The organism is Ruegeria sp. HKCCA4812, from assembly GCF_013034245.1.
Taxonomy (GTDB): Bacteria; Pseudomonadota; Alphaproteobacteria; order Rhodobacterales; family Rhodobacteraceae; genus Ruegeria.
Genome location: NZ_WQFQ01000005.1, coordinates 227,576 through 251,599 on the forward strand (window position 1 = coordinate 227,576; position 24,024 = coordinate 251,599).

Sequence of the window (24,024 nt, forward strand, 5' to 3'; positions counted from 1 at the left end):
CAGATTGCCGCGCAAGCCCAGCCGGAAAGAACCAGATGACAGCGCATATTCAAACCGACACACGGTCAAACATGATCGGCAGCCTCTGGATGGTCGCCGCGATGGCCGGTTTTGCGCTGGAGGATGCGATGCTGAAGGCAGCTTCAGCCGCGCTGCCGATCTGGCAGGTCCTGGTCCTTTTCGGCGCGGGCGGGTCGGTGATTTTCGCTGCGGTGGCCCGGGCCCGTGGGCAGCGGCTGTTGCAACCTGACGTTCTGTCCCGCCCGATGAAAATTCGGGTGCTGTTCGAGGTCTTTGGTCGGTTGTTCTATGTTCTGGCCATCGCACTGACGCCGTTGTCCTCGGCCACGGTGATCCTGCAAGCCACGCCTCTGGTCGTTGTTGCAGGCGCCGCGTTGTTCTTTGGCGAGACAGTCGGTTGGCGGCGTTGGAGCGCTATCTTTGTCGGCATGATCGGCGTTGTCGTCATCCTGCAACCCACCGGAGACAGCTTTTCGTTGCTGTCGATACTGGCGGTGCTGGGAATGCTGGGATTTGCCGGACGTGATCTGGCCAGCCGCGCAGCACCTGCCACGCTTGGAACCGAAGTCCTGGGGTTCTACGGCTTCCTCAGCATCATCGTGGCTGGCGTGGCCTATCGGTTTTGGGAGGGCGCGCCGATTGCACCGGTTGGCCTTCACACCAGCCTGCATCTGATCGGTGCGGTGCTGATGGGCGTAATAGCGTATGCGTCGCTGATGAAGGCGATGCGCACCGGCGAAGTGTCCGCCGTGACCCCGTTCAGATACACCCGGCTGTTGTTCGGCATTGGGCTTGGCGTAGCCATGTTTGGTGAGAGGCTGGATCCCAACATGTGGATCGGCAGCGCGCTGATCGTCGCGTCGGGCCTATATATCCTGTGGCGGGGCCGGCAGGCCTAGCCCTTGTCGTGGAAGAAATCGTAAACCTTCTGCGCCAACCCGGCCGAGATTCCTTCGACCGCTTTCAGATCGGCCAGATTGGCCCGGCTGACGGCTTTGGCGCTGCCGAAATGGGTCAACAGAGCACGTTTGCGCGCAGCCCCTACCCCTGGGATTTCATCCAACGGCGTTGCACCCACGGCCTTGGCGCGTTTCGCACGATGGGTGCCGATGGCGAACCGGTGCGCTTCGTCTCTGAGGCGTTGAATGAAATACAACACAGGGTCGTTGCGTTTCAGCGCAAAGGGGCGCTGGCCGATCCGGTGGAATTCTTCCTTGCCGTGGTCGCGGTCGACCCCCTTGGCGACGCCGACCATGGGAATGTCTTCGACCCCATGCTCGACCATGATCTGATGCACCGCGCTTACCTGCCCGGCGCCGCCATCAATCAGCAACAGATCGGGCCACAGCCCTTTGTCGCGGTCCGGGTCTTCCTTTTGCAGTCTGGTGAAGCGGCGGTTCAGCACCTCTTTCATCATGCCGAAGTCGTCACCCGGTGTCAGGTCATCACCGCGAATGTTGAACTTGCGGTAAGCGTTCTTCATGAACCCCTCGGGGCCGGCCACGATCATGCCGCCGACAGCATTGGTGCCCTGAATATGAGAGTTGTCATAGACCTCGATCCGTCCCGGCGGACCATCCAGATCGAACGCCTCGGCCAGCCCGCCCAGCAACTTGGCCTGCGTTGCACTTTCCGACATGCGGCGGGCCAGAGCCTCGCGCGCGTTGCGCAAGGCGCCGGCAACAAGTTCCTGTTTCTCGCCACGCTGCGGCACAAGGATTTCGACCTTGCGTCCGGCTTTTTCAGACAGCGCGTCCTGCATCAGATCCACGTTTTCGATTCCGTCCGACAGGATCAGCTGACGCGGCGGTTCCTTGTTGTCGTAGAACTGGCCCAGAAAGGCCTCCATCACCTCGGCAGGTGAAACATCCGGGCCGACGCGGGGATAGAAATCCTTGTTGCCCCAGTTCTGGTTCGCACGGATGAAAAACACCTGCACGCAGGCCTGACCGCTGTCCATATACAGGCCGATCACGTCCGCCTCGGCCACACCGCGCGGATTGATGCCCTGAGAGGTCTGCACCTGCGTCAGAGCCCGGATGCGGTCACGCAGACCGGCGGCGCGTTCGAACTCCATCGCCTCGGACGCGGCCATCATCTGCTCGGCCAGTTCCTCCTGCACCTTGGTCGAGCGGCCCGACAGAAAGCGTTCAGCGTCCTTCACGCTTTCACGGTAATCCTGCTCCGAGATCAGGCCGACACACGGCCCGGAACACCGCTTGATCTGATACAGAAGGCATGGCCGCGTTCGGCTGTCGAACATCGAATCCGAGCAGTTGCGCAGCAGGAACGCTTTTTGCAACTGGTTCAGCGTCCGGTTCACCGCACCGGCACTGGCGAAGGGGCCGAAATAGGCACCTTTTTCCTTCTTCGCCCCTCGGTGTTTCTTGATCTGCGGAAAGTCATGATCCTTGGCTACCAGTATGTTCGGAAAGCTTTTGTCATCCCGCAACAATACATTGTACTTGGGTTTGAGCTGCTTGATCAGGTTCTGCTCCAGCAGCAGGGCCTCGGTCTCGGTTCGCGTGGTCAGGAACATCATCGAGGCCGTCGCGGCGATCATCTTTTCGATCCGCCCCGAATGACCCGGCCGTGTGTAATTCGACACCCGTGCCCTGAGATTTCGGGCTTTGCCGACATACAGAACCCGGCTGTCTGCATCGAGCATGCGGTAAACGCCCGGAGAACTGTCCAGCGTTTTTACATAGCGCTGAATGCAGGCATAGCCGGTGGGGGATGATTCGCCGTCGGTGGTCATGATCCTGAGATATGATTCTCTGGCAATGGCTGCAATCTCACGCCTTTCAGATCAAGAGAAAACAAATCCACGGTTTCTGTGGATAAGTGTGAAGATAAAATTCCGGAAGATCGGAAATCCCCTTGTTTCCTTGCCTTTTCCTTTACTTGCACAAAAAATAGGCAACTTATCAAGTACTTGTTTTTAAATGTTATTTTTTTGTATACTTAGCAAGTGTATGAAAAAAAAGACATTTTTGTAACGCGCGTGTAACACAATTGCGAGCGGTGCAAAACTTGCAGCAGAATTACTTATTCTACACCCAGAACATCCGGAGTTTTCCAACCCAGATGCTGACCGCCGTCCACGCATAACAGCTGTCCGGTGACCGCGTGTGCATCCAGAAAGTACCCAAGCGCAGCGGTTATGTCAGACGGGTTGGATCCCCGCTCCAGAACGGTATTTGAACGCTGTGCCTGGAAATGCTCTTGGCTTTGGCGGTGGCCTTGCATCGTTGGGCCGGGCCCGATCGCATTGACACGGATCGTCGGAGACAACGCCTGCGCCGCCGTTCGGGTCAGTGCCCACAAACCCATTTTTGCGATGGTGTATGACATGAACTCGGGCGTCAGTTTACGCACGCGCATGTCCACCATGTTGACGATAAGGCCGGTTGCAAGCGGTTCGCCATTTTCATCTGTTCCAGCACTCAGCCCCTGACCTGCCATGGCCTGCGTCAGCACAAAGGGCGCGCGCAGGTTGCTGTCGAGATGTCGATCCCAGCTTTGCCGGGTTGCCGTGTGGATGTTGTCGTATTCGAAGATTGAAGCGTTGTTCACCAGACACGTAATTGGCCCGCCCAGCGCCTCGGCCGCTTTGGGCAGCAGCGCCTGAACCTGAGCTTCGTCCAGCAGATCGGCCTTCAGGGTCACGGATTTTCGGCCCAGGGTCTGTACCTCTGCCGCCGTCTCCTGCGCCGGACCTTCGGATGAGGCGTAATGCACGGCCACATCGAAACCTCGATCTGCCAGATACAGTGCCATGGCCCGGCCCAGACGAATACCGGCGCCGGTGACTAGGGCTCGGGTCATGCTTCACCTCGTTTGGTCAGATCACACCAGCAGTACGATGACATAAAGCACATAAAGGAAAGTCAACACCAACCCCCAGACGCGCGAGATGTCGCGTTTGAGGAATACAAACGGTATCAGCAGCAGCGATGCGCCCAGCATGACCCAAAGATCGAATTGCAGGAACTCGGGATCAACCGGGATACGACCAAACCAGGTTGCGATCCCGATGATGGCCAAAAGGTTGAACATGTTCGAACCGATCACGTTACCCAGCGCAACGTCGGCCTGTCTGCGCAAAGCGGCCATAACTGTTGTCGCCAATTCGGGCAAAGACGTTCCAACTGCGATCAACGTCAAACCAATGACCGTCTCACTGACCCCGTAGGTCCGCGCGATGATCGTTGCGTTATCTACCAAAAGATGCGCACCCATTGGCAGACCAATCAGCCCGAGGATCAGATACACCGACACCTTCCAATAAGGCATGTCAGGATCAGCTTCTTCCAGCCCCTCAAGCTCTTCGTCCACACAGGCTTCACCGCAGGCTTTGCGATGGGCCTTTGCCTCGCGGAAGGCGTTCAGAAGAACAAGACCCAACGCCGCCAGCAAGATCAGGCCGCTGAAGAACGTGAACGTTCCCAAGAATGCCAAACCAATGAACAGAACCGTCGCCATCAGCATGAAGACATAGTTCCGGCGGCTGTTGCATTCACTGGTGTGTAGAGTCGCCAGAAGCGCGGGAAGGCCCAGAACCAGCAAAATATTCGCCGTGTTTGATCCGACCACATTGCCCAGTGCGATACCGGGCGCGTTCTCTTTCAATGCGCTGATGGCGATCAGCAACTCGGGCGCAGACGTGCCGAAGGCCACAATCGTAAGGCTGACGATCAACGCCGGAACACCCAGACGCAGGCTCAGGTTCACGGCACCACGCACAAGGGCGTCGCCTGCAAGCAGCAGAATCAACAGACCCAGACCGGACAACAGCCATGTGGTAATCAAGTCCGGCCTCCTTTTTCACAGGCGCAGGGGCCTTTGCCGATACGATACCGACCGCAGCGCGGACATTTCGCCGAACTCAATTTCTTTTGTCCGGGAAAGCGAAGCTTACCGAACATTGCCAATACGCCCATGGCAATCAGGAAAAGGGTGACGGCCTTGATGATCACGTCACAAACCGAAACGCGCATATGCTGCACGCTCCTCCAGGCCAGCAATGGCATCCTGTGCGAAGCTGGCCCCAAAACGCGTCCAGATCGGTTTGCGCACACCGTAGCGGCGGAACTTGACCTTGTCGCCAAAGCGTTCCTGCATCTTGGGCTTGAGATGAGCGATGCCATCAATCAGGCCCAATTCTTGCGCGCGGCGCGCCAGCCAAACCTCACCGGTGAACAAATCTGCACTGTGATCCAGCTTGTCCCCACGTCGCGCTTTGACATGCGCGATGAAGTTTTCGTGGATGTCGCCCAGCAGCTTTTGCAAGCGCGCCACATCCTCTTTCTTTTCCGGCGAAAAGGGATCCAGCATCGATTTCGATTTGCCCGCTGTATGGACGCGCCGCTCGAACCCCTGCCGCGCCAGAAATACATGTGCGCCAAAACCTGCCGAAATGACTCCGATCGAGCCAAGAACCGAACTGTCGTCGGCCCAGATCTCATCCGCGGCAGCCGCCAGCCAATACCCTCCGGATGCCGCAACATCTTCGACAAACCCGATCACGGGCACGTCCAGCTCTTCCGACAAGCGCCGAATTCGGGCGCCAATCAAAGAGCTTTGTACCGGCGACCCGCCCGGAGAGTTGATCTCGAGCGCGACAGCCGCTGGTTTTCCCTTTCGAAACGCCTTCTCAAAGATTGGCGCCAGGGTGGTATCGTTCAAGGACCCGCGACCGGCCATTCCAATGGAACCGGACAAACGGACAACGGCCACGCAAGGGTGCTTTTTTACGAACGGCAGGCTGAGCTTCATGGGTGCCGATGTAGAGTGCCCCCAACCCGTAAACAAGGGACTCTGCCGGCGTTAAACGCGACGTGAACCAAATTCACACACCCGATGGGCAAAAATGCAACGCCTTGGCGAGGGTCAGCTGCGAATGCGCCAGCCGGTTTTGAATATCCAGCCGATAACCGCCAAGCACAGAGCTGTAAACGCGACAATGGCAAGAAGGCTGAAAACGATCGGCACATCTGCCAGCCCGTAAAAGGACCAGCGGAAACCCGAAATCAGATAGACCACGGGATTGAACAGCGTGATGGTCTGCCACAATGGCGGCAGCATCGAGATCGAATAAAACGTGCCCCCCAGAAAGATCAGTGGCGTCACCACCAACTGCGGCACCAGCGACATCTGCTCGAAGTTGCTGGCCCAGATGCCGATGATGAATCCCAGCAACGAAAAGCTGAGACAGGACAGGATCAGAAACGCTGCCATGGCGAATGGATGCTCGATCCGAATATCGACGAAAAACGTCGCGGTGACCAATATCACCAACCCCACGAACAACGCCTTGGTTGCGGCGGCTCCGACATATCCGATCACGATCTCGATGAAATTGACCGGAGCGGACAACAGCTCGTAGATGGTGCCCAGAAACTTGGGGAAGTAAATTCCGAACGACGCGTTCGAAATCGACAGCATCACCACCGACAACATGATCAGCCCCGGCACGATGAACGCACCGTATGAAACGCCCTCGACCTCTTGGATACGGCTGCCGATGGCGGTGCCAAACACCACAAAATAAAGCGACGTCGACAGAACCGGCGACAGAAAGCTCTGTGCCAGAGTGCGAAAGAAACGGGCCATTTCGAACCGGTAGATGGCAGCGATCGCGGTCCAGTTCATGCGGCCTCTCCCGATACCAGATTGACAAAAATCTCTTCCAGGCTTGATTGCCTGGTCTGCACGTCGCGCAACACCAACCCGGCCTCGGACACGTCATTCAGCAAGGTCGTTATGCCGGTACGATCCGCATGGGTATCGTAGGTATAGATCAGACAATCACCCGCGCCGTTGAGAGCCAGATTGTGGCTGACCAGACTATCGGGAATTCGGTCGATGGGTTCGGTCAGCATGACTTCGATCTGCTTTTTTCCCATCTGCGACATGAGTGTGTCTTTGTCCTGCACCAGCAAAAGCTCACCCTTGTCGATGACGCCGACACGATCCGCAATCGCTTCTGCTTCTTCAATATAATGTGTGGTCAGAATGATAGTGACACCGTCCCGTTTCAGTTCCGCCACAAGCTCCCACATGTCCTTGCGCAACTCGACATCCACTCCGGCAGTCGGCTCGTCCAGAAAAAGCACCCGGGGTTCATGGGCCAGGGCCTTGGCGATCAGCACCCTCCGCTTCATGCCGCCGGACAATTCCTTGATCGCGTTGTTGCGCTTGTCCCACAGGGTCAGCTTGCGCAGAATCTCTTCGATCCGCGCGTTGTCCTTGCCAAGCCCGAACAGCCCACGCGACAACCGGACCGTGTTCCAGACCTTTTCAAACGGTTCCAACGCGATCTCTTGCGGCACAAGCCCTATCATCCTGCGCGCTGCGCGATAATCGGACTGGGTGTCATGTCCGCCAACCGTGACCACCCCCGAGGTCGGAGTCGTAATTCCACAAATCGTCGAAATCAGGGTTGTCTTTCCGGCGCCATTTGGTCCCAGAAGCGCAAGTATCTCACCCTCTTCAATATCCAGAGACACACCTTTCAGCGCCTCGAACCCATCCGCGTAAGACTTGCGAAGGTTTTTGATGGATAAAATGGTCGTCATATCCGTTCCCCGTTCCGACCGAGACCCTATCGCGCGGAACCAGCCTGTAACAGGTCAATTTCGCACAACGGGCTGCGCATTCTGTAATGGTTGTCAGAACCATGCTCAATTCCAACTTGCAATCCGTCAACCCACCCGCAAACTCTGCCACAACGGAGGGCGCCGATGCTGAATGGAATACGCATAGTCGAAATCGAAGGGCTGGGCCCCGGCCCGTTTGCCGCCATGCAGTTAGCTGATCTGGGCGCCGACGTCATCACGATCCACCGCAAAGGCCAGGCAGTAACACCGGGCATGCCGGACAGCTCGCTTCTGGACCGCGGCAAACGATCGATCGCGCTTGATCTGAAGGATCCCGAAGATCTGGCGACCGCCCGCCGCCTGATTTACACGGCAGACGCACTGATCGAAGGCTTTCGCCCCGGCGTGATGGAGAAGCTGGGACTTGGCCCGGATCTTTGCCTGACCCGCAACCCAAAACTGATATATGGCCGCATGACAGGCTGGGGGCAGGATGGTCCGCTGGCCGAAACGGCTGGGCATGACCTGAACTACATCGCCTTGTCCGGTGCGCTCTGGTACGCCTCTCTCCCGGATCAGCCGCCTCAAACCCCTGCAACCCTGGTCGGCGATATCGGCGGAGGCGCCATGTACCTTGTCGCAGGCATCCTGGCAGGTTTGATCAACGCACAAAGAACCGGGAAAGGCACCGTGGTCGACGCCGCCATCTACGACGGCTCGGCCCATATGATGAACCTTCTGATGACCATGCGCCAAACCGGAAACCTGTCTGAAACCCGCGGCCAAAGCCTGTTGGACGGTCCGCATTGGAGCCGAACCTACACCTGCGCGGACGGCGGATTTGTTTCGGTCCAATGCCTTGAACCAAAATTCTACGCCCGATTTCTTGAAATCCTGGGGCTGTCCCGGGACCGGGCATTCCAACAGCAGTACACCCGCAAGCTCTGGCCCGACCTGACCCGGCGCCTGGCCGAAATCTTCTCGTCCAGACCGCGCGACCATTGGGCCAAACTGTTCGACGGTTCAGACGCCTGCGTCGCACCGGTACTCAGCCCCGACGAGGCCGCGGCCCACCCGATGAATGCAGCCCGTCAATCCTGGCGCCAGACTGACGGCACCCTACAGGCCGCCGCCGCCCCACGCTTCTCCACACACCAGTGGCAACCAAAGCCCAGCCCGGCGCGCGGACAACACACCGCCGAGATCCTGAACGAACTCCAAGCGCCAGAACGCACCTGACACACTCTTCATCTGGCCAGAAATATCCCGGGGGTGAATTGGCCAGCGGCCAAGAGGGGGCTGGCCCCCTCCCACGCGTTCTACCCGCCGCGCACCGTGTCGATCATCAGCTGAACGTTGTCCGGGTCGGCATCCGGAGTGATCCCATGGCCGAGGTTGAAAATATGCGGCCCCGTGGAAAACGCCTCAACGATGCGCCGGGTCTCATCCACCAGCGCCTGCCCGCCGGTAACCATGTGCGACGACGCCAGATTGCCTTGTACACAGCCATCAATCTGCACGTTCTCAGCCGCCCATTCGGGCGACACGGAATTGTCCAGCGCCACGCAATCCACGCCGGTCGACCTTGCAAACCCGACATACCCGTCGCCTGCTTCCCGCGGAAATCCAATCACGGGGATACCGGGGTGACGTTCCTTGATGGCCTGCGTGATCACCCGGCACGGCTCGACCGCGTATTTTCGGAAAGCTTCGCCCTTCAAAGACCCCGCCCAACTGTCAAATATCTTGACCACCTCGGCCCCGGCGTCGATCTGAGCGGAAAGATATTCAATCGTCGCCGCGGTGATGCGGTCCAACAGCGCCTCGAACAAAGCGGTATCACCTTCGCGCAGCGCATGCGCGGGACCCTGATCCGGCGTGCCGCGCCCTGCAATCATGTACGTAGCCACAGTCCACGGCGCACCTGCGAATCCGATCAAGGTGGTTTCCGACGGCAATTCCCGCGAAAGAATGCGCACCGTCTCGTAAACCGGTGACAATGTCTCGTGAATCGCGTCAACAGGTTTCAACGCATCAAACTCGGCCTGCTGCGTGATGGTGGACAAACGCGGGCCTTCACCTGTCACGAACCAAAGATCAGCCCCCAGCGCCTGTGGCACCAGAAGGATGTCGGCAAACAGGATCGCCGCATCGAACCCATATCGCCGAATTGGCTGCAAGGTAACTTCTGCTGCCAGTTCAGGATTGTAGCACAGTGACAGGAAATCCCCGGCCTGAGCACGTGTGGCCCGGTATTCCGGCAAATACCGACCCGCCTGACGCATCATCCAGATCGGCGGCACATCCTGCACTTCGCCCGCCAGCGCCCGCAGCAGCTTCTTTGTCTCGGCCATGTTTGTCCCCAGCATTCAGGTTTTGGCAACGGGTCGTCCTTCGGCGGCAATTTGTCAAGCTCAGCCCCCATTGTCAGGGCAATGTGACGCGACTAAAGCTGTGCACATGACTTTGACCCTGCCCACCCCCGCATCGCCCCTCAGAATCGGCACTCGTGGCTCGCCGCTGGCTCTGGCTCAGGCCTATGAAACGCGCCAACGTCTGAGCGATGCCTTCGATCTGCCACAGGATGCGTTCGAAATCGTGGTGATCAAGACGACCGGTGACAATCGCGCCATGATCGACGCGGATCGACCGCTGAAGGAAATCGGCAACAAGGGCCTGTTCACCAAGGAAATCGAAGAGGCGATGCTGCGCGCCGAGATCGACATCGCCGTGCATTCAACAAAGGACATGCCCGTTGAACAACCCGAAGGGCTGGTCCTGGATACGTTTCTGCCGCGCGAGGATGTGCGCGACGCCTTCATATCTCCGCGGTTGGGCTCGATCCACGATCTGCCCGAAGGCGCCGTTGTGGGCACCTCGTCCTTGCGGCGGCGGGCGCAGCTGCTGAACCGGAGGCCGGATCTGAAAGTGGTCGAGTTTCGCGGAAACGTGCAGACACGGCTGAAAAAGCTTGAAGACGGGGTTGCCGATTGCACGTTTCTGGCAATGGCAGGCATTCGCCGTTTGGGAATGGATGAGGTTCCGGCCAGCGCCATTTCCCCTGACGACATGCTGCCGGCGATCGCGCAGGGCACAATCGGCATCGAACGGCGCAGCGACGACATGCGCGCGGCCGAAATGCTGGACGCGATTCATCACACGGAAACGGGATGGCGTCTGGCGGCTGAACGCACATTGCTGGCCGCGCTAGACGGGTCCTGCGAAACCCCGATCGCCGGCCTTGCCGAACTTGACGGCGACACCCTAAGGTTGCGGGGCGAAGTGCTGCGCCCGGACGGAACGGAAACCGCCAGCAGGGATATGACCGGCCCCGTCGAGGATGGGCCTGAGATGGCCCGCGCGATGGCGGCTGAACTGCTTGAACAGGCGGGGCCTGATCTATTCGATTGGAAAAATTCAAAATAAATTCGTTTAGTGTGAACTTGATCACTGTAGCAGGCGGCGCGATCAGGCATTACTGTGACATACCGAAGAGGAAGTCGGGCCAGTCTCGAAAGTATCGAAAAGTTTTCAGATTGCCGGTGTTTTAATCAGTATTCGAGGGGGCGAGGCTGACCCCCGGCTTCCAAAGGTAGCGGGTCGCTGTTGAGTTCAACAGCGACCCGTTTACGTTGTGCCAGATTGCGTTGTGCCAGACCCGCGTTCAGGAAATCGCTTCGACGGCGTGACGAACGGCCTCTCTGGTCTGTTCCAGATCCGCTTCGGTAACCGCCAGCGACGGGTACAGTTTGCCCGGAGCCTTGAAGACCCCATGCGCCCGCAACGTTGCATTGTAAGTGGCATTGCGCTGCGGATCATCATGGTTTGCGCTGCGATAATCCCGACATTCGGCCTTGGTGAAATAAATGTCGAACAAGGTCTCGTCACCGCAGATGCGATGGGCGATGCCCGCCTCATTCAAAGCGTCCGATTGCATCTGCTGCAACTGCCTCCCAATCGAGCGCAGGTGTCCATAGGTGCCGTCGCGACGCAAAACCTCCATCGTCTTCAGCCCCGCCGCTGAGGCTATGGGGTTGCCGGACAAAGTGCCCAACTGCATCAGCCAGCCCTGTTCTCCGACTTTCGATTTGTCGAAATGCTTCATGATCTCGGTGCTGGCACCCAATGCCGCCAGAGGGAAACCACCGCCGGTGATCTTGCCAAGCGTACAGATATCCGGGGTCACGCCATATCGCTCTTGTGCGCCGCCGTAAGCCAGACGGAACCCGGTGACGATCTCATCAAAAATCAGCAGAACACCAAATTTGTCGCACAAGGTCCGCAAGCCCTGCAAAAACCCCGGCTCGGGCGGGATGATCCGCTGCAAGGGTTCGACCATGATCGCAGCGACATCATCATGTTCGTCCAGCAGCGCCGCCACCGCGTCAAGATCATTGAAAGGCGCGATCAGCATCTGCTCGGCCACGCTTTGGGGGATACCGGCGCTGTCGGGAACGGCCTGCGGGAAATTGACCCGGCGGCTGGGGGCCAGGCTCATCTGCGCCTCGGCGCTCATTCCGTGATACCCCCCTTCGAACTTGAGGATCTTGTCGCGCCCGGTATAGGCACGCGCCAGCCGCATGGCGTACATGTCTGCTTCGCCCCCAGAGGCAACGAAACGCACCTGCTCGCAACAGGGGACGGCTTCGATGATGGCCTCGGCCAGTTCGATGCCCTTGCTGTTGTTGGCGAAGAAGGTCATTCCTTTGGGCAGTTGCTCCAGCACCGCTTCCATCACCTCGGGGTGGCCATGGCCCAGCAGCATCGGGCCGGACCCGATCAGATAGTCGATGTATTCCTTCCCGTCCTCGTCCCAGACATGGCTGCCCTCGCCACGGGCGATGATGATGCCCGGATCGAAGTTGCCGAAACCGCCAGCTGGCAGAACCTCTTTTGCGCGTGCTATCCACTCGGACTGTGTCTGGATCTTCAGCATCTCAATCAATCTCCAAAATCGGGGCGCCAAGAATTTCGAGGTCAGGTGTCACACCTAAACCCGGGCCTTCGGGCGGTGCAATCCGGCCGTTTCCACGGTTTGGTGCGTCAGGACACAGGCGCGGAGCAACGTAAGAGGACAAGTCGCAAGTGTTCATCAGCGATCCATGCGGGGTCGAAGCCGCAAAATGCAGCGAAGCCGCCGTTACAATATCCGATCCCCAGGTGCATTCTGCACAAATCTCGGCACCCAGCTGCACGGTCAGATCGCGTGCGCGGCGCATTGCCGAAAGACCGCCGAACTTCGACAATTTCAGCGCCACCGCGTCCATGCATCCCAACTCATGCGCCCGCATCAGCGATGCAAGATTAAATGCATTTTCGTCGATCTTCATGGGCAGACCCGTCGACTGACGAACAGCGGCGCAGTCTTCCAGTGTTTTGCAGGGCTGTTCCAGCATCATATCCAGATGCGCCACTGCGCGCCCGGTTCGCGTTGCCTGAAGGCGCGATGCGCCGCAGTTCCAGTCGCCATACACAAGCGGTCCGGTTCCCACGGCTTCGCGCACTTTGATCAGCCGCTCGGCGTCGGCTTGCCAATCACCCTCGACACCCAGCTTGACCTGGAATTGCCGAATGCCCGTCTGGAAGGCTGCCTTGGCAATGCGCGCCATTTCGTCCGGCGCGATACATGTGATCGAATGGTAAAGCGGCATATCCGCCCGAGTCCGCCCGCCCAGCAACGCGTAAACCGGCACCCCCGCCGCGCGGCCGAACAGATCCCACAACGCAATGTCGACGATCGATTTCGCGTAGCTGTGGCCTTGCAGAAACCCGTCCAGCTTTCGCATCGGTGCGTCGACCCCAATTGGCGAAATCCCGAGAATCTCGGGCCCCATTTCAGCGATGCCCCCCGGCACGCCATCCGCATAGGCGGGCAGATAATGCGGGATCGGACAGACCTCACCCCAACCTGTCAGACCTGTATCCGTCTCAAGGCGCAGGATATGAGACGTCACGGTCGCGCAGGTCTTGCCGCCGGCCATGTGATAGGTTTCATGGCTGGTCAGATCGACGGACCAGAGTGTTATCTTGTCAATTCTCAAGCATATTCTCCTACTGGATCACCCAATGCGGCTTCGTCCGGATGCACGCCCAGCCCCGGCGCTTCGGGCAGATGCAGATGGCCATCGACGTTGCGGGGCCCTCGACCACCTGCAACATCAACCGTGATCATGTCCTGACAGGCCCAAACCGCGTGGCAACGGTCATCCGGGGTCGTGGCGGCCAGATGCAGCGCTTCGGTATCGGCCAGAACCGTTCCACCGGTGGCCATCACGAACATGTCTATCCCATGGGCCAGCGCGATATCGCGCATCCGCGCGGCCTTGGTCAGGCCACCCACGCGATTCAGCTTGATCCCGAATATCTGGGCCAGACCATCGTGGGCAATCCGGACGGCATCCTGCAAGGTCACAAGGGACTCGTCCACAGACACAGGGGACGCATGAAGCCCCGAGATCGCCGCGACATCATCCAGTGTTTCGCAGGGTTGCTCGAACATCACGTTCAGGTCTTCGCAGGTGCTCATCACCCGCAAGGCCTGCTGGCGCGTCCAGCCACGGTTGACATCATACAGAACAATCTCTCCGGGCTGCCGGATGCTTTCCACATCCCGCACACGGGCAATGTCCCGCTCGACATCACCGCCGATCTTCACCGAATGCGCGACATAGCCGCGCTTGCGATACCGCTCCATGACCTCGCGCGTTTCCTCGACGGTTTTTGCCCCGACCGAGGACGCAATCGGGCGCGGTGTCCGCGATCCGCCGCCCATCAGATCGGCAATCGGCAAGCCCGCCGCCTGACCGGCAATATCCCAGCAGGCCATGTCTATGGGGCTTTTAGCATAGAGATGTCCGGGCAAGGCTAGATCCATGGCCCGTTCCACGTCCAGCACGCGACGCGGATCAAGGCCTAGGATGAAGGGGGCCATCGTTTCGATCCCGGCCCGGATGCCCGGCCCGTGCGCGGGTACATAGGTGTGCCCCCAGGGCGTGCCCTCGCCCCAGCCGACCAGACCGGTATCGGTTTCGAGCTTGACCAGCGTCGCATCAAGCGTTTCGAACTTCAGGCGCCCCCCTGAAAGCCAATAGGGATGCTCGAGCGGCAAATCGACCTGAAAAACGGTAATGGTTTCAATCTTCATAGAGCATACTCCGCCACCGGTGCGCCGAGGCTTTCAAAATCGGGGGTTACACCCAATCCCGGCGTATTGGTTGCATATAGCTTTCCGTCTTTCACGACAGGACCGCCGACGCCCGTGGATCGCGTGTTGTAGTTCATCAGATCCGTGGTGTTCTGCAGGTATTCAGGCGGGGTCGACGCCGCAAAATGGGCGACAACCGAAGACGTGATCTCTCCTCCCCAGGTGTCTTCGCCGACCACAGGGATGCGGTTGTCGATCAGGTAATCCCGTACCCGCCGGGCTTTGCTGATGCCGCCAAGGTTCGAGATCTTGAGACAACAAATCTCTGCCCCCCGGTCTGCGACGATACGCTGGGCCATATGGATCCCGGTCACGCATTCATCCAACTTCAATGGCTGCTCGGCAATCCGGCGCACTTGCTGGCATTCCTCATACGTGCGGCAAGGTTGTTCGAGAATGAAATCCAGATCCCGGGTCTCGCGTACAACGCGGATCGCATCGTCCACGCGCCAGCCCTGATTGGCATCGGCCATGGCTTTCTCGCCGGGTTTCAGCAACGGTACAGTGGTGCGTATCCGGTCAATGTCACTGGCCCAGTCGCTGCCCACTTTGATCTGAAACTGCCGATAACCCTGTTCCCGGTACCGGTCCATCTCGGCCACGGTTTCCTCGACCGCTTTCTGCGGAGCGACCCGGTACATTGGCGCGCCATCCGTCAGCTTGCCGCCCAACAGCATCCAGACCGGCTGATCACACGCCTGACCCAGGATATCCCAGCATGCCGCATCGAACGGAGCCTTGGCATAGCCATGCCCCTGTACCAGATGGTCCATCAGGTGCTCGATCCGCCCCACCTGACGCGGATCCTCGCCCAGCAGTTTGCCGGCGACAAGACGCGCCAGCGCAGCCACACCTTCGGAATGGGCCACCATGTAGTTTTCGCCACAGGGCGTGAACTCACCACAGCCCCGCAAACCCGCGTCAGTGTCGATTACCACCACCGATGCGATGGCCGTTGCAATCGCGTTTCCCGCACCCCAGGCATAGGTACCGCCGACATAGGGAAGCCCGGTCTGGTAAATTCGGATGCGGGTGATTTTCATGCGGCGTCCATTCTGGGCAGGTCGCCCATCCCTTCGCCTCGCCACAGGACAAAGGTCAGGATCGGTTGGTCAGTCGTTATCATGGCGTGGCTTTGCCAGCTTTTGTGCTGTCGTGTCTGGTTCGGGCCGACGAAGGTTTCATCCTCGTCGCTGCGAAAAACCGCTCCGCCCGCAAGGGTCAGATACAGCTCTTCCGCCTGATGGCTGTGCCAGTCATAATCCAGTCCCGCGCCCCAATATCCCACGTAGCCGCGCAATTGGGTCGAGTGGAAATGCCCGGTCGGTCCGAACAGTTCGTAATACCCGTACCGATTCAGGAAATCCGCACCGACTTCCTCTTCGGTATATGTGTGTTTCCATTGCGCCAGATGCGCGCTGGCCTTGATCGCCGCGACCAGATCACGGGTTGGCGCCACGCCATCAAGGCCAAAATCGCCCACCAGATCGGTCGCCGGAATGTGAGAAGGCTGCAAACCCGTCGGTGTCAGATCGTCCGGCCATGATGCAAACGCGGCAAGGTCAGGATGCGCCTGATGCAATTGGCGGGCCGCCTCAAGAACATCATCCAACGTCATGGCACCACCACGATATTGCCGGTATGCTGTTTGGCGATGAACGCCGCTTGCGCTTCCCGCAACTCCTCCAAAGGATAGGTTGCGGCCAGAGCCGGCTTGATTTCACCGGCTTCAATGTATGCCACGAGGTTCTTCATGACCTCGGGTCCGATCACGGTCGAACCGGTGAAGGTCAGATCGCGCAGATAGAACGTCCGAAGGTCAAGTTCGACCATCGGACCTGCAATGGCCCCCGAACAGGTGTAGCGCCCGCCGCGCTCCAGTACGTCGATCAGGTTCGGCCAGTAAGGGCCACCTACCACATCGGCGACCACGGTGATCTTCTCGTCGCCCAGCGCCGATCGCAGATCTTCAGGAGCGCGGGGCAATATCACATCAGGGCCAAGATCGGCCACGTCAGCGTGTTTGGATTCGGATGCCATCGCAATCACACGCGCGCCACGGCGTTTGGCCAATTGAACCAAGGCGCCACCCACCCCGCCAGAGGCACCGGGTACAAGAACGGTGTCTTTTTCCTTCACGTTGGCGCGGGACAGCATCCCTTCGGCGGTGGAGTAGGAACAGGAAAACGTGGCCAGTTCGGCATCCGACAGGTCCGAAGCGATCGGCACCGCATTGACCGCCAGAGTCGTAGTATATTCGGCGAACCCGCCATCGCGTTCCGAACCGAAATACCCTGTCTTGTTCATGTTGCCGGGATCAGCCGGATCTCGAAGCCAGCCATCCGTGATGACACGCTCGCCGATACGAGCGCTGTCCACGCCCTCGCCAACGGCAACGATACGGCCGCAGACATCTGCGCCCTGAATGCGCGGGAAGGTGATCGGGTTGCCGCCCCATGTCGGGTCTTCTTCATCGACTTCCTCGAATGCGCCGCCGGTGGTCGCATCCGTGACGGTCTTGGAATACCAGCCGGACCGCGTATTGACGTCGGTATTGTTCAGGCCGCAGGCTGCGACCCTGATCAGAACTTCACCGGCGGCGGGTTCGGGGCGCGGCCAGTCTTCCTGCATCACCATCTGTTCCAGACCACCATGGCCCATTGTGACCATGGCTCTCATCGTATCGGGCAGGCTCATCAAGCGGTCTCCAGTATGGCGTCACTGCGGGGCAGCAAACTGTCGGGGTCGTAAGCAGGTTTGTCCAGAACACGGGCGGCACGGGGTTGGCCATGGATCACGACCTCCAGCTGTGTCCCGGCCTTGGCCGCTTCGGGCTTGAGGTATGCAAAGGCCAGAATCTTGCCGACGGTGTGGCCATAAGCGACCGACGCCGTGGACCCGACGACGCGCCCGTCCAGCAGCACCGCCTCTCCGCCATGCCCATCAATCTCTCCATCCGGTTCGATTGAAAGATAGGCACAGATCCAGGGCAGGTCGGTGTTGAGCGTCTTGTCCTTGCCCAGATAATCCTTGTCGGTGCGCGCAAAACGCAGCACGTCGGCCTCGGCCAGAGTGACCTCGTTGGTCAACTCGCCCGCGCCTTTGAAGCCCTTCTCCATTCGCATCACGTTCATGGCAAAGCTGCCGTAGTCGGTGATGCCATGCGCCTCACCTGCCGCCCAAAGCGCGTTGTAGACGTCGAGGCATGCGGCGTTCGGCATGTGCAGTTCCCAGCCCAGCTCTCCGGCATAGGACATGCGGAAGGCCCAGACCTTGTGACCGGCGATGGTGATTTCCTGCGCGGAAAGCCAGCGGAACCCGGCATTGGTCAGATCGGCATCGGCACAGCGCGCCAGCACATCCCGCGATCGGGGACCGTTCAGCGACAGGGCCGACCAGTCGGCGGACAGGGCATTTACCTGCACATCCTCATTCGCGCGCTGCTGCGCCAGATGATCCAGCAGGCGCTGTTCGAAGAAGGCCGCACAAACCAGATAGAAGCGGTCGTCGGCTATACGGACAATCGTGGTCTCCAATTCGATACGGCCACGACGGTTCAGCATATGGGTCAGCGTGATCGAGCCTACCTTTTGCGGCATCCGGTTGGCGGTCAGCCGGTCCAGCAGGGCATAGGCGTCCGGCCCCGAAACCTCGACCTTGGTGAAGGCGGTAACATCCATGATGCCGACGCTTTCGCGCACCGCTTTGACCTCAGCCGCGACCATGTCGTCGGCGGGGGTGCGGCGGAAGGAGTAGTGATCGCGCTGTTCCACACCGTCCCGCGCAAACCAGCGGGGGCGTTCGAATCCGTAGACCTCTTCGTGCACAGCGCCCTTGGATTTCAGCAGCTCATGCAGTGGCGACGGCTTGATCGGTCGCCCCTCCAAACGGTTGAAATGCGGAAAGGGGATTTCGTGGCGCAAGCAGTAATCTTCCTCGGCCTTGATCACCTGCCAATCCTTGGTCGCATAGCTGCCGAACCGGCGCGGATCGAATTCGCGCATCGAGATATCGGCGGCACCATTCACCATCCACCGCGCCAGTTCGCGGGTCAGACCCGGCCCCCAGCCGATGCCGATCTGCGTCCCGCAGCAGCACCAATAGTTCCGAACCCCCGGCGCTGGTCCGATCAAAGGGTTGCCATCCGGCGGGTGCGAGATCGCCCCGTGCACGTCGCGCTGAATGCCCAGTTCGGCAAAGATCGGCATCCGGTTCAGGCTTTCCTCAAGCCACGGCATCACCCGGTCGTAATCCGCGTCGAACAACCAGTTTTCGTATTCCCACGGGCAGTGATCATGCCAGACCGAGTTCGGGTTCTCTTTTTCGTAAATCCCGATCAGACCGCGCTGCTGCTCCATCCGGATATAGCCCGAGACCTTGCGGTCATCACGGATCACCGGCAGTTCGGTGTCCAGGTTCTGGAATTCAGGCACCGGTTCGGTCACGAAGTAATGGTGCGTCATCGAGGTCATCGGCAGTTGCAGCCCCGACCACTCGCCCATTTGCCTTGCATAGGTGCCGCCTGCATTCACCACATGCTCGCAGGTGATTGTGCCTTGTTCGGTCTCAACCACCCATTCGCCATTCTCAGCCTGCGTGATATTGGTGGCGCGGCAGCTGCGAAAGATACGAACGCCTTTTTGCCGTGCTCCAGCGGCCATGGCCATGGTCACATTGGTCGGGTCCACATGCCCGTCATCCGGCGTATGCAGCGCGCCCAGAACGCCTTCGAGATTGTAGAACGGATGCAGTTCAGCCACCTTTTCGGGGCCGACAAGCTCGATATTGAAGCCCAGAGACCGCCCAACCGACAAGGTGTGGCGCAGCCAGTCCATCTCATCCTCGGTATAGGCCAGACGGAACGAACCGCAGCCATGCCATGTGACGGGCTGGCCGGTTTCGGCCTCCAACTGACCAGAGTACAGGCCAATGTTGTAATCCACGCATTTTCCCAACCCAAAGCTGGACGTCGAATGCGTGATCTGCCCTGCTGCATGCCAGGTGCTGCCGCTGGTCAGCTCGGCCTTTTCCAGCAGGACGGTGTCAGCGCCCCACCCTTCATGCGCCAGATGATAGGCCAGACCGACCCCCATGACACCTCCGCCCACGATGACCACGCGGGCGTGTGACGGCAGATTCTTCTCGGACATGATTTTTCCTCTTCCCGAGTCGCGTTTCTGCTCGACAGGCTAATTCCACAAATGTACCATCGTCAATCATGAATGACACAAATGTATCATCAATCGTTCTGGACCGCCTGAGCCAGGAGTGGGACGCCCTTACCCCCGAGGCGCAGAAAGCCGCGCGGTACGTGCTGGAAAACCCAACGGATGTTGGGGTTTCAACCGTGCGCGAGATTGCCGAGGCGGCCAAGGTCAAACCCAATACTTTCGTGCGCATGGCCCGGCAGGTGGGCTTCGAAGGGTATGAAGATTTTCGGGCCCCCTTCCGCGAAGCGATTCGACGGGGCAACGTGTCGTTTCCAGACCGCGCGCGCTGGTTGCAGGACATTGGCAAGTCAGGGGAACTGGGGGGGCTTTATGCCGATATGGTGGGTGCGGCGATCCGCAATATCGAAGAAACCTTTGCCGGGATCGATGCCGCAACTCTGAAGGCCGCTGCCGAGGATATCTGGAATTGCCGCCAGATCTTCACGCTGGGCGTCGGCGTCAACAACTCGAACGCGCGCAATTTCACCTATCTTGCCTCAACGGGGATGAAGCAGTTCCATGCCATCCCCCGTCCCGGCTCGACCCCGGTGGACGATCTGGCTTGGGCCGATGAGCAGGACGTCCTGATCGCCATCACATGCCACCCCTACCGGACCGAGGTGATCGACGCGATCAAGCTGGCGCGCCTGCAGGGGCTGACAGTCATTGGCATCTCGGACAGCCCGGCCAGCCCCGTCATCCTGAACGCGCAGCACGGCTTTGTCGTCGCCGCCGATACCCCGCAATTCTTCCCGTCCTCCGTCTCGACCATCGCCTTGCTGGAAACTCTGCTGTCCTTCGTAATCGCCGTGTCCAGCGATGAGATCGTCGAGCGGGTGGAACGGTTTCACCAACGCAGACACCAACTTGGCCTCTACGCGGAGGAGCCCGAATGAACGCACCCCTGACCCACTCACTGGACGCGCGATACTATGTCGACCCTGCGATTTTCGAGCAGGAAATGCAGGGGCTTCTGGCCCGAACGTGGCAGTTTGCGGGCCATGTTGCGCAGGTCCGGGAAACGGGGGATTACTTTGCGTTTGAGATCGCCGGCCAGAATCTGTTCTGCATTCGCGGCCGCGACGGCGAAATCCGCACCTTCTATAACGTCTGCCAGCACCGCGCCCATGAAATGGTCACCGGCGCAGGCAACACGCGTGTCGTCGTCTGCCCCTACCACGCCTGGACTTATGAGCTGTCCGGTCAATTGCGCGCCGGACCCAACATCAAATCCGTCCCGGGGTTCGACCGCAGCGCCATTTGCCTGACCTCGGTCCGAACCGAAGTGTTCAACGGTTTCATTTTCGTCAACCTCGATGACGACGCCGCGCCAATGGATGAATGGTACCCCGGCGTGCGCGAGGAAATCCGCGCATTCGTTCCCCATATCGACGATCTGGAGCCGCTGGAATGGGTCGAGATCCCCGAAAACTGCAACTGGAAGGTCAGCATCGAGAACTACTCGGAGTGCTACCATTGCCCGACCAACCACCCGACCTTTGCCGAAGGTGTGGTCAAACCCGAGACCTATGACATCCAGCCGGACGCGGGCGGCGGCTATGTCCTGCGTCACACGACGGAATGCCAGAGCCTCGACAAGATGACCTACCCCATCGACCTGTCGGTACCGCACGCGGGCGATTACCAATCGTGGTTCCTGTGGCCGATGTTCTCGTTCCAGTGTTATCCCGGCAACGTGCTGAACACCTATCACTGGCGCGCGGTTGATGCCGATCACTGCACCGTCTGGCGCGGCTGGTACACCGAGAGCGGCTCGGACAGTGCGGTTATCCGGCAACTGGCGGTCCAGGACCGCGAAACGACGGTCGAGGAAGACATCCGCCTCGTGGAATCCGTTCATCGCGGGCTCAAGTCGCGGGGCTATCGCCCCGGACCGCTTGTTCTGGATCCGGGCTGCGGGGTGATGTCGGAACATTCCATCGCGCGGCTTCAGCAATGGATGCGCGAGGCTGTGGATTAGTGGCCGAGGTTGCACGCTGATGCTGATGCCTGAAGTCTGGCGCCCGGAACACAAACTGTTCCGCCATCAGGTCGGGTTCACCTGCCCGCCGTTCGACTTTGACGCCGCGCCCTCGGATTTCCTGCGCATGTGCCCCGAAACGGTGGGCGTTCACGGGTGGATGCTGCATGTGCCAGATTATGTGCACGGGTTGGATCAGCGGAAACAGAACTTTGGCATGCTCGAAGACTTCGTGCACTGCATGTCCCGCAACGGTGTGGATGTCTGCGGTCAGGTCGGTTCGAACTGGGTCCATGCCTGCGGGCTGGGCGTGGAAGGCGTTCGGCAACACTGCGAAACCCTGTCAGACAAATATGGCACCCGCTTTCACATGGCGGGATATGCCATGGTCGAGGCATTGCGTGACCTGAATGTCGAAAAGGTTGCCCTGAACGCCGCCTATCATTGGCCGGAATGGTGGCAGGGCACGGTCGGTTTCTTGAAAGAAGCCGGGTTTGATGTGGTCTGGGCCGGGAATTTCCACGATCAGGGCTGGTTCGACAGTCAGGAAGAAGTCAATTCCTGTCGCTGGGTCTTTGACGGCGATCTGGCACTGAAAAGCTTTGAATATGTGGCCGACAAGGTACCTCAGGCCGAAGCGATCCTGATCAATGGCATGTGCAATTTCCGCACCGGACCCGGTGGCTTGCCCCAGCGCCCGCTGCATCTGGCCGATACGCTAGAAGACGCGCTGGGCAAACCGGTGATCGGCCACGACATCGCGCTTTACTGGCGCATCTTCAAATCCCTCGGTATCGCACCCGACAAACCGCACGGGCAATTGCTGAAACGTCTTGAGTTGTTCGAGAGGCCATGACCATGCACAAAATCCTCGCGCTCTGGGCCGTGCCCAGATCCACGTCAACCGCATTCGAGTGGATGATGCGGCAACGCGGTGATCTCGACTGCCTGCACGAGCCCTTCGGCGAGGCGTGGTATCAGGGTGAAGACCCGCTTTGGCATCGGTTCCAATCGGGTGATGTGACAACGCCGGGCCTGACACTGGACAGCGTGTGGCTGGACATTCAGCAGCGGGCGAAATGGGGGCCGGTCTTTCTCAAGGATTTTCCGCATTACATCAACCACATGTGGGACGCCGAGTTTCTGTCGCATTTCACCCACGCCTTCCTGATTCGGGACCCGGCCAAGACCATCACTTCGATGTACAAACAATGGCCGGACTTTGCCGAAGGCGAGGTTGGCTTTCCCGAACAGCGCGCGCTGTTCGATCTGTTGACGGCGTTGAACGGAACTCCGCCGCCGGTCATTGACAGCGATGACCTGCTGGAAGACCCACACGGCATGACCCGGGCCTTCTGTGACGCGGTGGGAATCCCATTCATCCAAGAGGCGCTGACATGGGAACCGGGCGGTGATCCGTCCGCCCTCAGTTGGTGGGACGGTGGGTCGTTCCATGGCAACCTGGCGAAATCGACCGGGCTTGCCCCGCAGCCCCGCACGCATATCGACATCGCGGACGCGCCAGACCGCGTGAAACAGGTGCACCGCAGGATGAAACCGCATTACGATCACCTTTACAGACACCGCCTGACACACTGACACACCGGAGACCCGCAATGGCCGACATTTTCGACGAAGACCTGTTTCTGAAAGGACTCGAGCAAAGGAAGAACACGCTGGGCGCAGAGTATGTGGAAAAAAACCTTGCTGCCGCCGACGAGTTCACCCGCCCGTTTCAAGAAGCCATGACGGCCTGGTGCTGGGGGTTTGGGTGGGGCGACGACGTGATCGACGCCAAGACCCGGTCGATGATGAACCTGTCGATGATCGGTGCACTGGGCAAGATGCATGAATGGGAAATCCACTGCCGGGGCGCCATCAACAACGGGGTTTCAAAGGAAGAAATCCGCGCCATCATCCACGTGGTCGGGATATATTGCGGTGTTCCTCAGGCGCTGGAGTGTTTTCGCGTGGCCCGCAAGGTGTTGGAAGAAACCTGACGACCCG

Annotated in this window: 23 protein-coding genes; 8 read left to right on the forward strand and 15 right to left on the reverse strand. The window is 59.4% G+C overall.

The genetic code is table 11. The annotated features are described in order from the left end of the window. The first annotated feature begins 35 nt into the window (after positions 1-35). Positions 36-920 (forward strand): DMT family transporter, encoded by an 885-nt coding sequence (locus tag GOW04_RS15720; protein ID WP_171233177.1) that lies wholly within the window; start codon positions 36-38, stop codon positions 918-920. Here GOW04_RS15720 and uvrC read toward each other — a convergent pair. From uvrC to GOW04_RS15750, 7 genes are all read right to left on the reverse strand, one after another. After that, positions 917-2,779: an excinuclease ABC subunit UvrC gene (uvrC, locus tag GOW04_RS15725; protein ID WP_171233178.1), complete on the reverse strand. Its 1,863-nt coding sequence runs from the start codon at positions 2,777-2,779 to the stop codon at positions 917-919. The genes GOW04_RS15720 and uvrC overlap by 4 nt on opposite strands. Before the next feature lie 290 nt (positions 2,780-3,069). Beyond that, positions 3,070-3,849, reverse strand: coding sequence for an SDR family oxidoreductase (locus GOW04_RS15730; RefSeq protein ID WP_171233179.1), 780 nt, complete (start codon positions 3,847-3,849; stop codon positions 3,070-3,072). Between the two features lie 21 nt (positions 3,850-3,870). Beyond that, positions 3,871-4,830 (reverse strand): calcium/sodium antiporter, encoded by a 960-nt coding sequence (locus GOW04_RS15735; RefSeq protein WP_171233205.1) that lies wholly within the window; start codon positions 4,828-4,830, stop codon positions 3,871-3,873. Then, positions 4,830-5,021, reverse strand: coding sequence for a hypothetical protein (locus GOW04_RS21995; RefSeq protein WP_253282532.1), 192 nt, complete (start codon positions 5,019-5,021; stop codon positions 4,830-4,832). Before GOW04_RS21995 ends, GOW04_RS15735 begins: the two co-directional genes overlap by 1 nt. After that, complete coding sequence (locus tag GOW04_RS15740) at positions 5,002-5,799, reverse strand: S49 family peptidase (protein ID WP_171233180.1); 798 nt, start codon at positions 5,797-5,799, stop codon at positions 5,002-5,004. Before GOW04_RS15740 ends, GOW04_RS21995 begins: the two co-directional genes overlap by 20 nt. A 114-nt stretch (positions 5,800-5,913) precedes the next feature. Then, the gene (locus GOW04_RS15745; protein WP_152456733.1) at positions 5,914-6,675 is read right to left on the reverse strand and encodes an ABC transporter permease; all 762 of its coding nucleotides are present in this window, start codon (positions 6,673-6,675) and stop codon (positions 5,914-5,916) included. Beyond that, the gene (locus GOW04_RS15750; RefSeq protein WP_171233181.1) at positions 6,672-7,601 is read right to left on the reverse strand and encodes an ABC transporter ATP-binding protein; all 930 of its coding nucleotides are present in this window, start codon (positions 7,599-7,601) and stop codon (positions 6,672-6,674) included. Before GOW04_RS15750 ends, GOW04_RS15745 begins: the two co-directional genes overlap by 4 nt. A 165-nt stretch (positions 7,602-7,766) precedes the next feature. Here GOW04_RS15750 and GOW04_RS15755 point away from each other — a divergent pair, with 165 nt between their 5' ends. Continuing rightward, a complete protein-coding gene (locus tag GOW04_RS15755; protein WP_171233182.1) occupies positions 7,767-8,861 on the forward strand; it encodes a CaiB/BaiF CoA-transferase family protein in 1,095 nt (364 codons plus the stop codon). Between the two features lie 80 nt (positions 8,862-8,941). Here GOW04_RS15755 and hemE read toward each other — a convergent pair whose 3' ends face one another. Continuing rightward, positions 8,942-9,976, reverse strand: coding sequence for a uroporphyrinogen decarboxylase (gene hemE, locus GOW04_RS15760; RefSeq protein ID WP_171233206.1), 1,035 nt, complete (start codon positions 9,974-9,976; stop codon positions 8,942-8,944). 106 nt (positions 9,977-10,082) lie between these two features. Here hemE and hemC point away from each other — a divergent pair, with 106 nt between their 5' ends. Further along, positions 10,083-11,048, forward strand: coding sequence for a hydroxymethylbilane synthase (hemC, locus tag GOW04_RS15765; protein ID WP_171233183.1), 966 nt, complete (start codon positions 10,083-10,085; stop codon positions 11,046-11,048). 238 nt (positions 11,049-11,286) lie between these two features. Here hemC and GOW04_RS15770 read toward each other — a convergent pair whose 3' ends face one another. From GOW04_RS15770 to GOW04_RS15800, 7 genes are read right to left on the reverse strand one after another with little or no spacing between them, the layout of a single operon-like run. Then, complete coding sequence (locus tag GOW04_RS15770) at positions 11,287-12,558, reverse strand: aspartate aminotransferase family protein (RefSeq protein ID WP_171233184.1); 1,272 nt, start codon at positions 12,556-12,558, stop codon at positions 11,287-11,289. Between the two features lies 1 nt (position 12,559). Beyond that, positions 12,560-13,663: a mandelate racemase/muconate lactonizing enzyme family protein gene (locus GOW04_RS15775; RefSeq protein ID WP_171233185.1), complete on the reverse strand. Its 1,104-nt coding sequence runs from the start codon at positions 13,661-13,663 to the stop codon at positions 12,560-12,562. Next, the gene (locus GOW04_RS15780) at positions 13,660-14,766 is read right to left on the reverse strand and encodes a mandelate racemase/muconate lactonizing enzyme family protein (protein WP_171233186.1); all 1,107 of its coding nucleotides are present in this window, start codon (positions 14,764-14,766) and stop codon (positions 13,660-13,662) included. The genes GOW04_RS15775 and GOW04_RS15780 overlap by 4 nt, the downstream gene beginning before the upstream one ends. After that, positions 14,763-15,869 (reverse strand): mandelate racemase/muconate lactonizing enzyme family protein, encoded by a 1,107-nt coding sequence (locus GOW04_RS15785; protein ID WP_171233187.1) that lies wholly within the window; start codon positions 15,867-15,869, stop codon positions 14,763-14,765. The genes GOW04_RS15780 and GOW04_RS15785 overlap by 4 nt, the downstream gene beginning before the upstream one ends. Then, complete coding sequence (locus GOW04_RS15790) at positions 15,866-16,444, reverse strand: dimethylsulfonioproprionate lyase family protein (RefSeq protein WP_171233188.1); 579 nt, start codon at positions 16,442-16,444, stop codon at positions 15,866-15,868. The genes GOW04_RS15785 and GOW04_RS15790 overlap by 4 nt, the downstream gene beginning before the upstream one ends. Further along, positions 16,441-17,523: an alcohol dehydrogenase family protein gene (locus GOW04_RS15795; protein WP_254430166.1), complete on the reverse strand. Its 1,083-nt coding sequence runs from the start codon at positions 17,521-17,523 to the stop codon at positions 16,441-16,443. The genes GOW04_RS15790 and GOW04_RS15795 overlap by 4 nt, the downstream gene beginning before the upstream one ends. Further along, complete coding sequence (locus tag GOW04_RS15800) at positions 17,523-19,976, reverse strand: FAD-dependent oxidoreductase (protein WP_171233189.1); 2,454 nt, start codon at positions 19,974-19,976, stop codon at positions 17,523-17,525. Before GOW04_RS15800 ends, GOW04_RS15795 begins: the two co-directional genes overlap by 1 nt. A gap of 68 nt (positions 19,977-20,044) precedes the next feature. Between GOW04_RS15800 and GOW04_RS15805 the strand changes: the two genes are divergently transcribed. From GOW04_RS15805 to GOW04_RS15825, 5 genes are read left to right on the forward strand one after another with little or no spacing between them, the layout of a single operon-like run. Beyond that, positions 20,045-20,932: a MurR/RpiR family transcriptional regulator gene (locus GOW04_RS15805; protein WP_171233190.1), complete on the forward strand. Its 888-nt coding sequence runs from the start codon at positions 20,045-20,047 to the stop codon at positions 20,930-20,932. Beyond that, positions 20,929-22,017 carry an aromatic ring-hydroxylating dioxygenase subunit alpha gene (locus GOW04_RS15810; protein ID WP_171233191.1) on the forward strand — a complete coding sequence of 363 codons (1,089 nt, stop codon included), beginning with the start codon at positions 20,929-20,931 and terminating at the stop codon, positions 22,015-22,017. Before GOW04_RS15805 ends, GOW04_RS15810 begins: the two co-directional genes overlap by 4 nt. 19 nt (positions 22,018-22,036) lie before the next feature. Then, positions 22,037-22,873 (forward strand): hypothetical protein, encoded by an 837-nt coding sequence (locus GOW04_RS15815; RefSeq protein WP_171233192.1) that lies wholly within the window; start codon positions 22,037-22,039, stop codon positions 22,871-22,873. Next, positions 22,870-23,616: a sulfotransferase family protein gene (locus tag GOW04_RS15820; RefSeq protein ID WP_254430167.1), complete on the forward strand. Its 747-nt coding sequence runs from the start codon at positions 22,870-22,872 to the stop codon at positions 23,614-23,616. The genes GOW04_RS15815 and GOW04_RS15820 overlap by 4 nt, the downstream gene beginning before the upstream one ends. Positions 23,617-23,633: 17 nt before the next feature. Further along, on the forward strand, positions 23,634-24,017 hold the full coding sequence (locus GOW04_RS15825) for a carboxymuconolactone decarboxylase family protein (protein WP_171233193.1): 384 nt from the start codon (positions 23,634-23,636) through the stop codon (positions 24,015-24,017). Positions 24,018-24,024: the final 7 nt, after the last annotated feature.

Coding starts and splice junctions, on each gene's coding strand:
- GOW04_RS15820 (WP_254430167.1), top strand. CDS start 22,870: ATGACCATGCACAAAATCCTCGCGCTCTGGGCCGTGCCCAGATCCACG.
- hemC (WP_171233183.1), top strand. CDS start 10,083: ATGACTTTGACCCTGCCCACCCCCGCATCGCCCCTCAGAATCGGCACT.
- GOW04_RS15810 (WP_171233191.1), top strand. CDS start 20,929: ATGAACGCACCCCTGACCCACTCACTGGACGCGCGATACTATGTCGAC.
- GOW04_RS15825 (WP_171233193.1), top strand. CDS start 23,634: ATGGCCGACATTTTCGACGAAGACCTGTTTCTGAAAGGACTCGAGCAA.
- GOW04_RS15800 (WP_171233189.1), bottom strand. CDS start 19,976: ATGTCCGAGAAGAATCTGCCGTCACACGCCCGCGTGGTCATCGTGGGC.
- GOW04_RS15785 (WP_171233187.1), bottom strand. CDS start 15,869: ATGAAAATCACCCGCATCCGAATTTACCAGACCGGGCTTCCCTATGTC.
- GOW04_RS15740 (WP_171233180.1), bottom strand. CDS start 5,799: ATGAAGCTCAGCCTGCCGTTCGTAAAAAAGCACCCTTGCGTGGCCGTT.
- GOW04_RS15720 (WP_171233177.1), top strand. CDS start 36: ATGACAGCGCATATTCAAACCGACACACGGTCAAACATGATCGGCAGC.
- GOW04_RS15755 (WP_171233182.1), top strand. CDS start 7,767: ATGCTGAATGGAATACGCATAGTCGAAATCGAAGGGCTGGGCCCCGGC.
- GOW04_RS15745 (WP_152456733.1), bottom strand. CDS start 6,675: ATGAACTGGACCGCGATCGCTGCCATCTACCGGTTCGAAATGGCCCGT.
- GOW04_RS15770 (WP_171233184.1), bottom strand. CDS start 12,558: ATGCTGAAGATCCAGACACAGTCCGAGTGGATAGCACGCGCAAAAGAG.
- GOW04_RS15795 (WP_254430166.1), bottom strand. CDS start 17,523: ATGAGCCTGCCCGATACGATGAGAGCCATGGTCACAATGGGCCATGGT.
- GOW04_RS15730 (WP_171233179.1), bottom strand. CDS start 3,849: ATGACCCGAGCCCTAGTCACCGGCGCCGGTATTCGTCTGGGCCGGGCC.
- GOW04_RS15780 (WP_171233186.1), bottom strand. CDS start 14,766: ATGAAGATTGAAACCATTACCGTTTTTCAGGTCGATTTGCCGCTCGAG.
- GOW04_RS21995 (WP_253282532.1), bottom strand. CDS start 5,021: ATGCGCGTTTCGGTTTGTGACGTGATCATCAAGGCCGTCACCCTTTTC.
- GOW04_RS15805 (WP_171233190.1), top strand. CDS start 20,045: ATGAATGACACAAATGTATCATCAATCGTTCTGGACCGCCTGAGCCAG.
- GOW04_RS15815 (WP_171233192.1), top strand. CDS start 22,037: ATGCTGATGCCTGAAGTCTGGCGCCCGGAACACAAACTGTTCCGCCAT.
- GOW04_RS15750 (WP_171233181.1), bottom strand. CDS start 7,601: ATGACGACCATTTTATCCATCAAAAACCTTCGCAAGTCTTACGCGGAT.
- hemE (WP_171233206.1), bottom strand. CDS start 9,976: ATGGCCGAGACAAAGAAGCTGCTGCGGGCGCTGGCGGGCGAAGTGCAG.
- GOW04_RS15790 (WP_171233188.1), bottom strand. CDS start 16,444: ATGACGTTGGATGATGTTCTTGAGGCGGCCCGCCAATTGCATCAGGCG.
- uvrC (WP_171233178.1), bottom strand. CDS start 2,779: ATGACCACCGACGGCGAATCATCCCCCACCGGCTATGCCTGCATTCAG.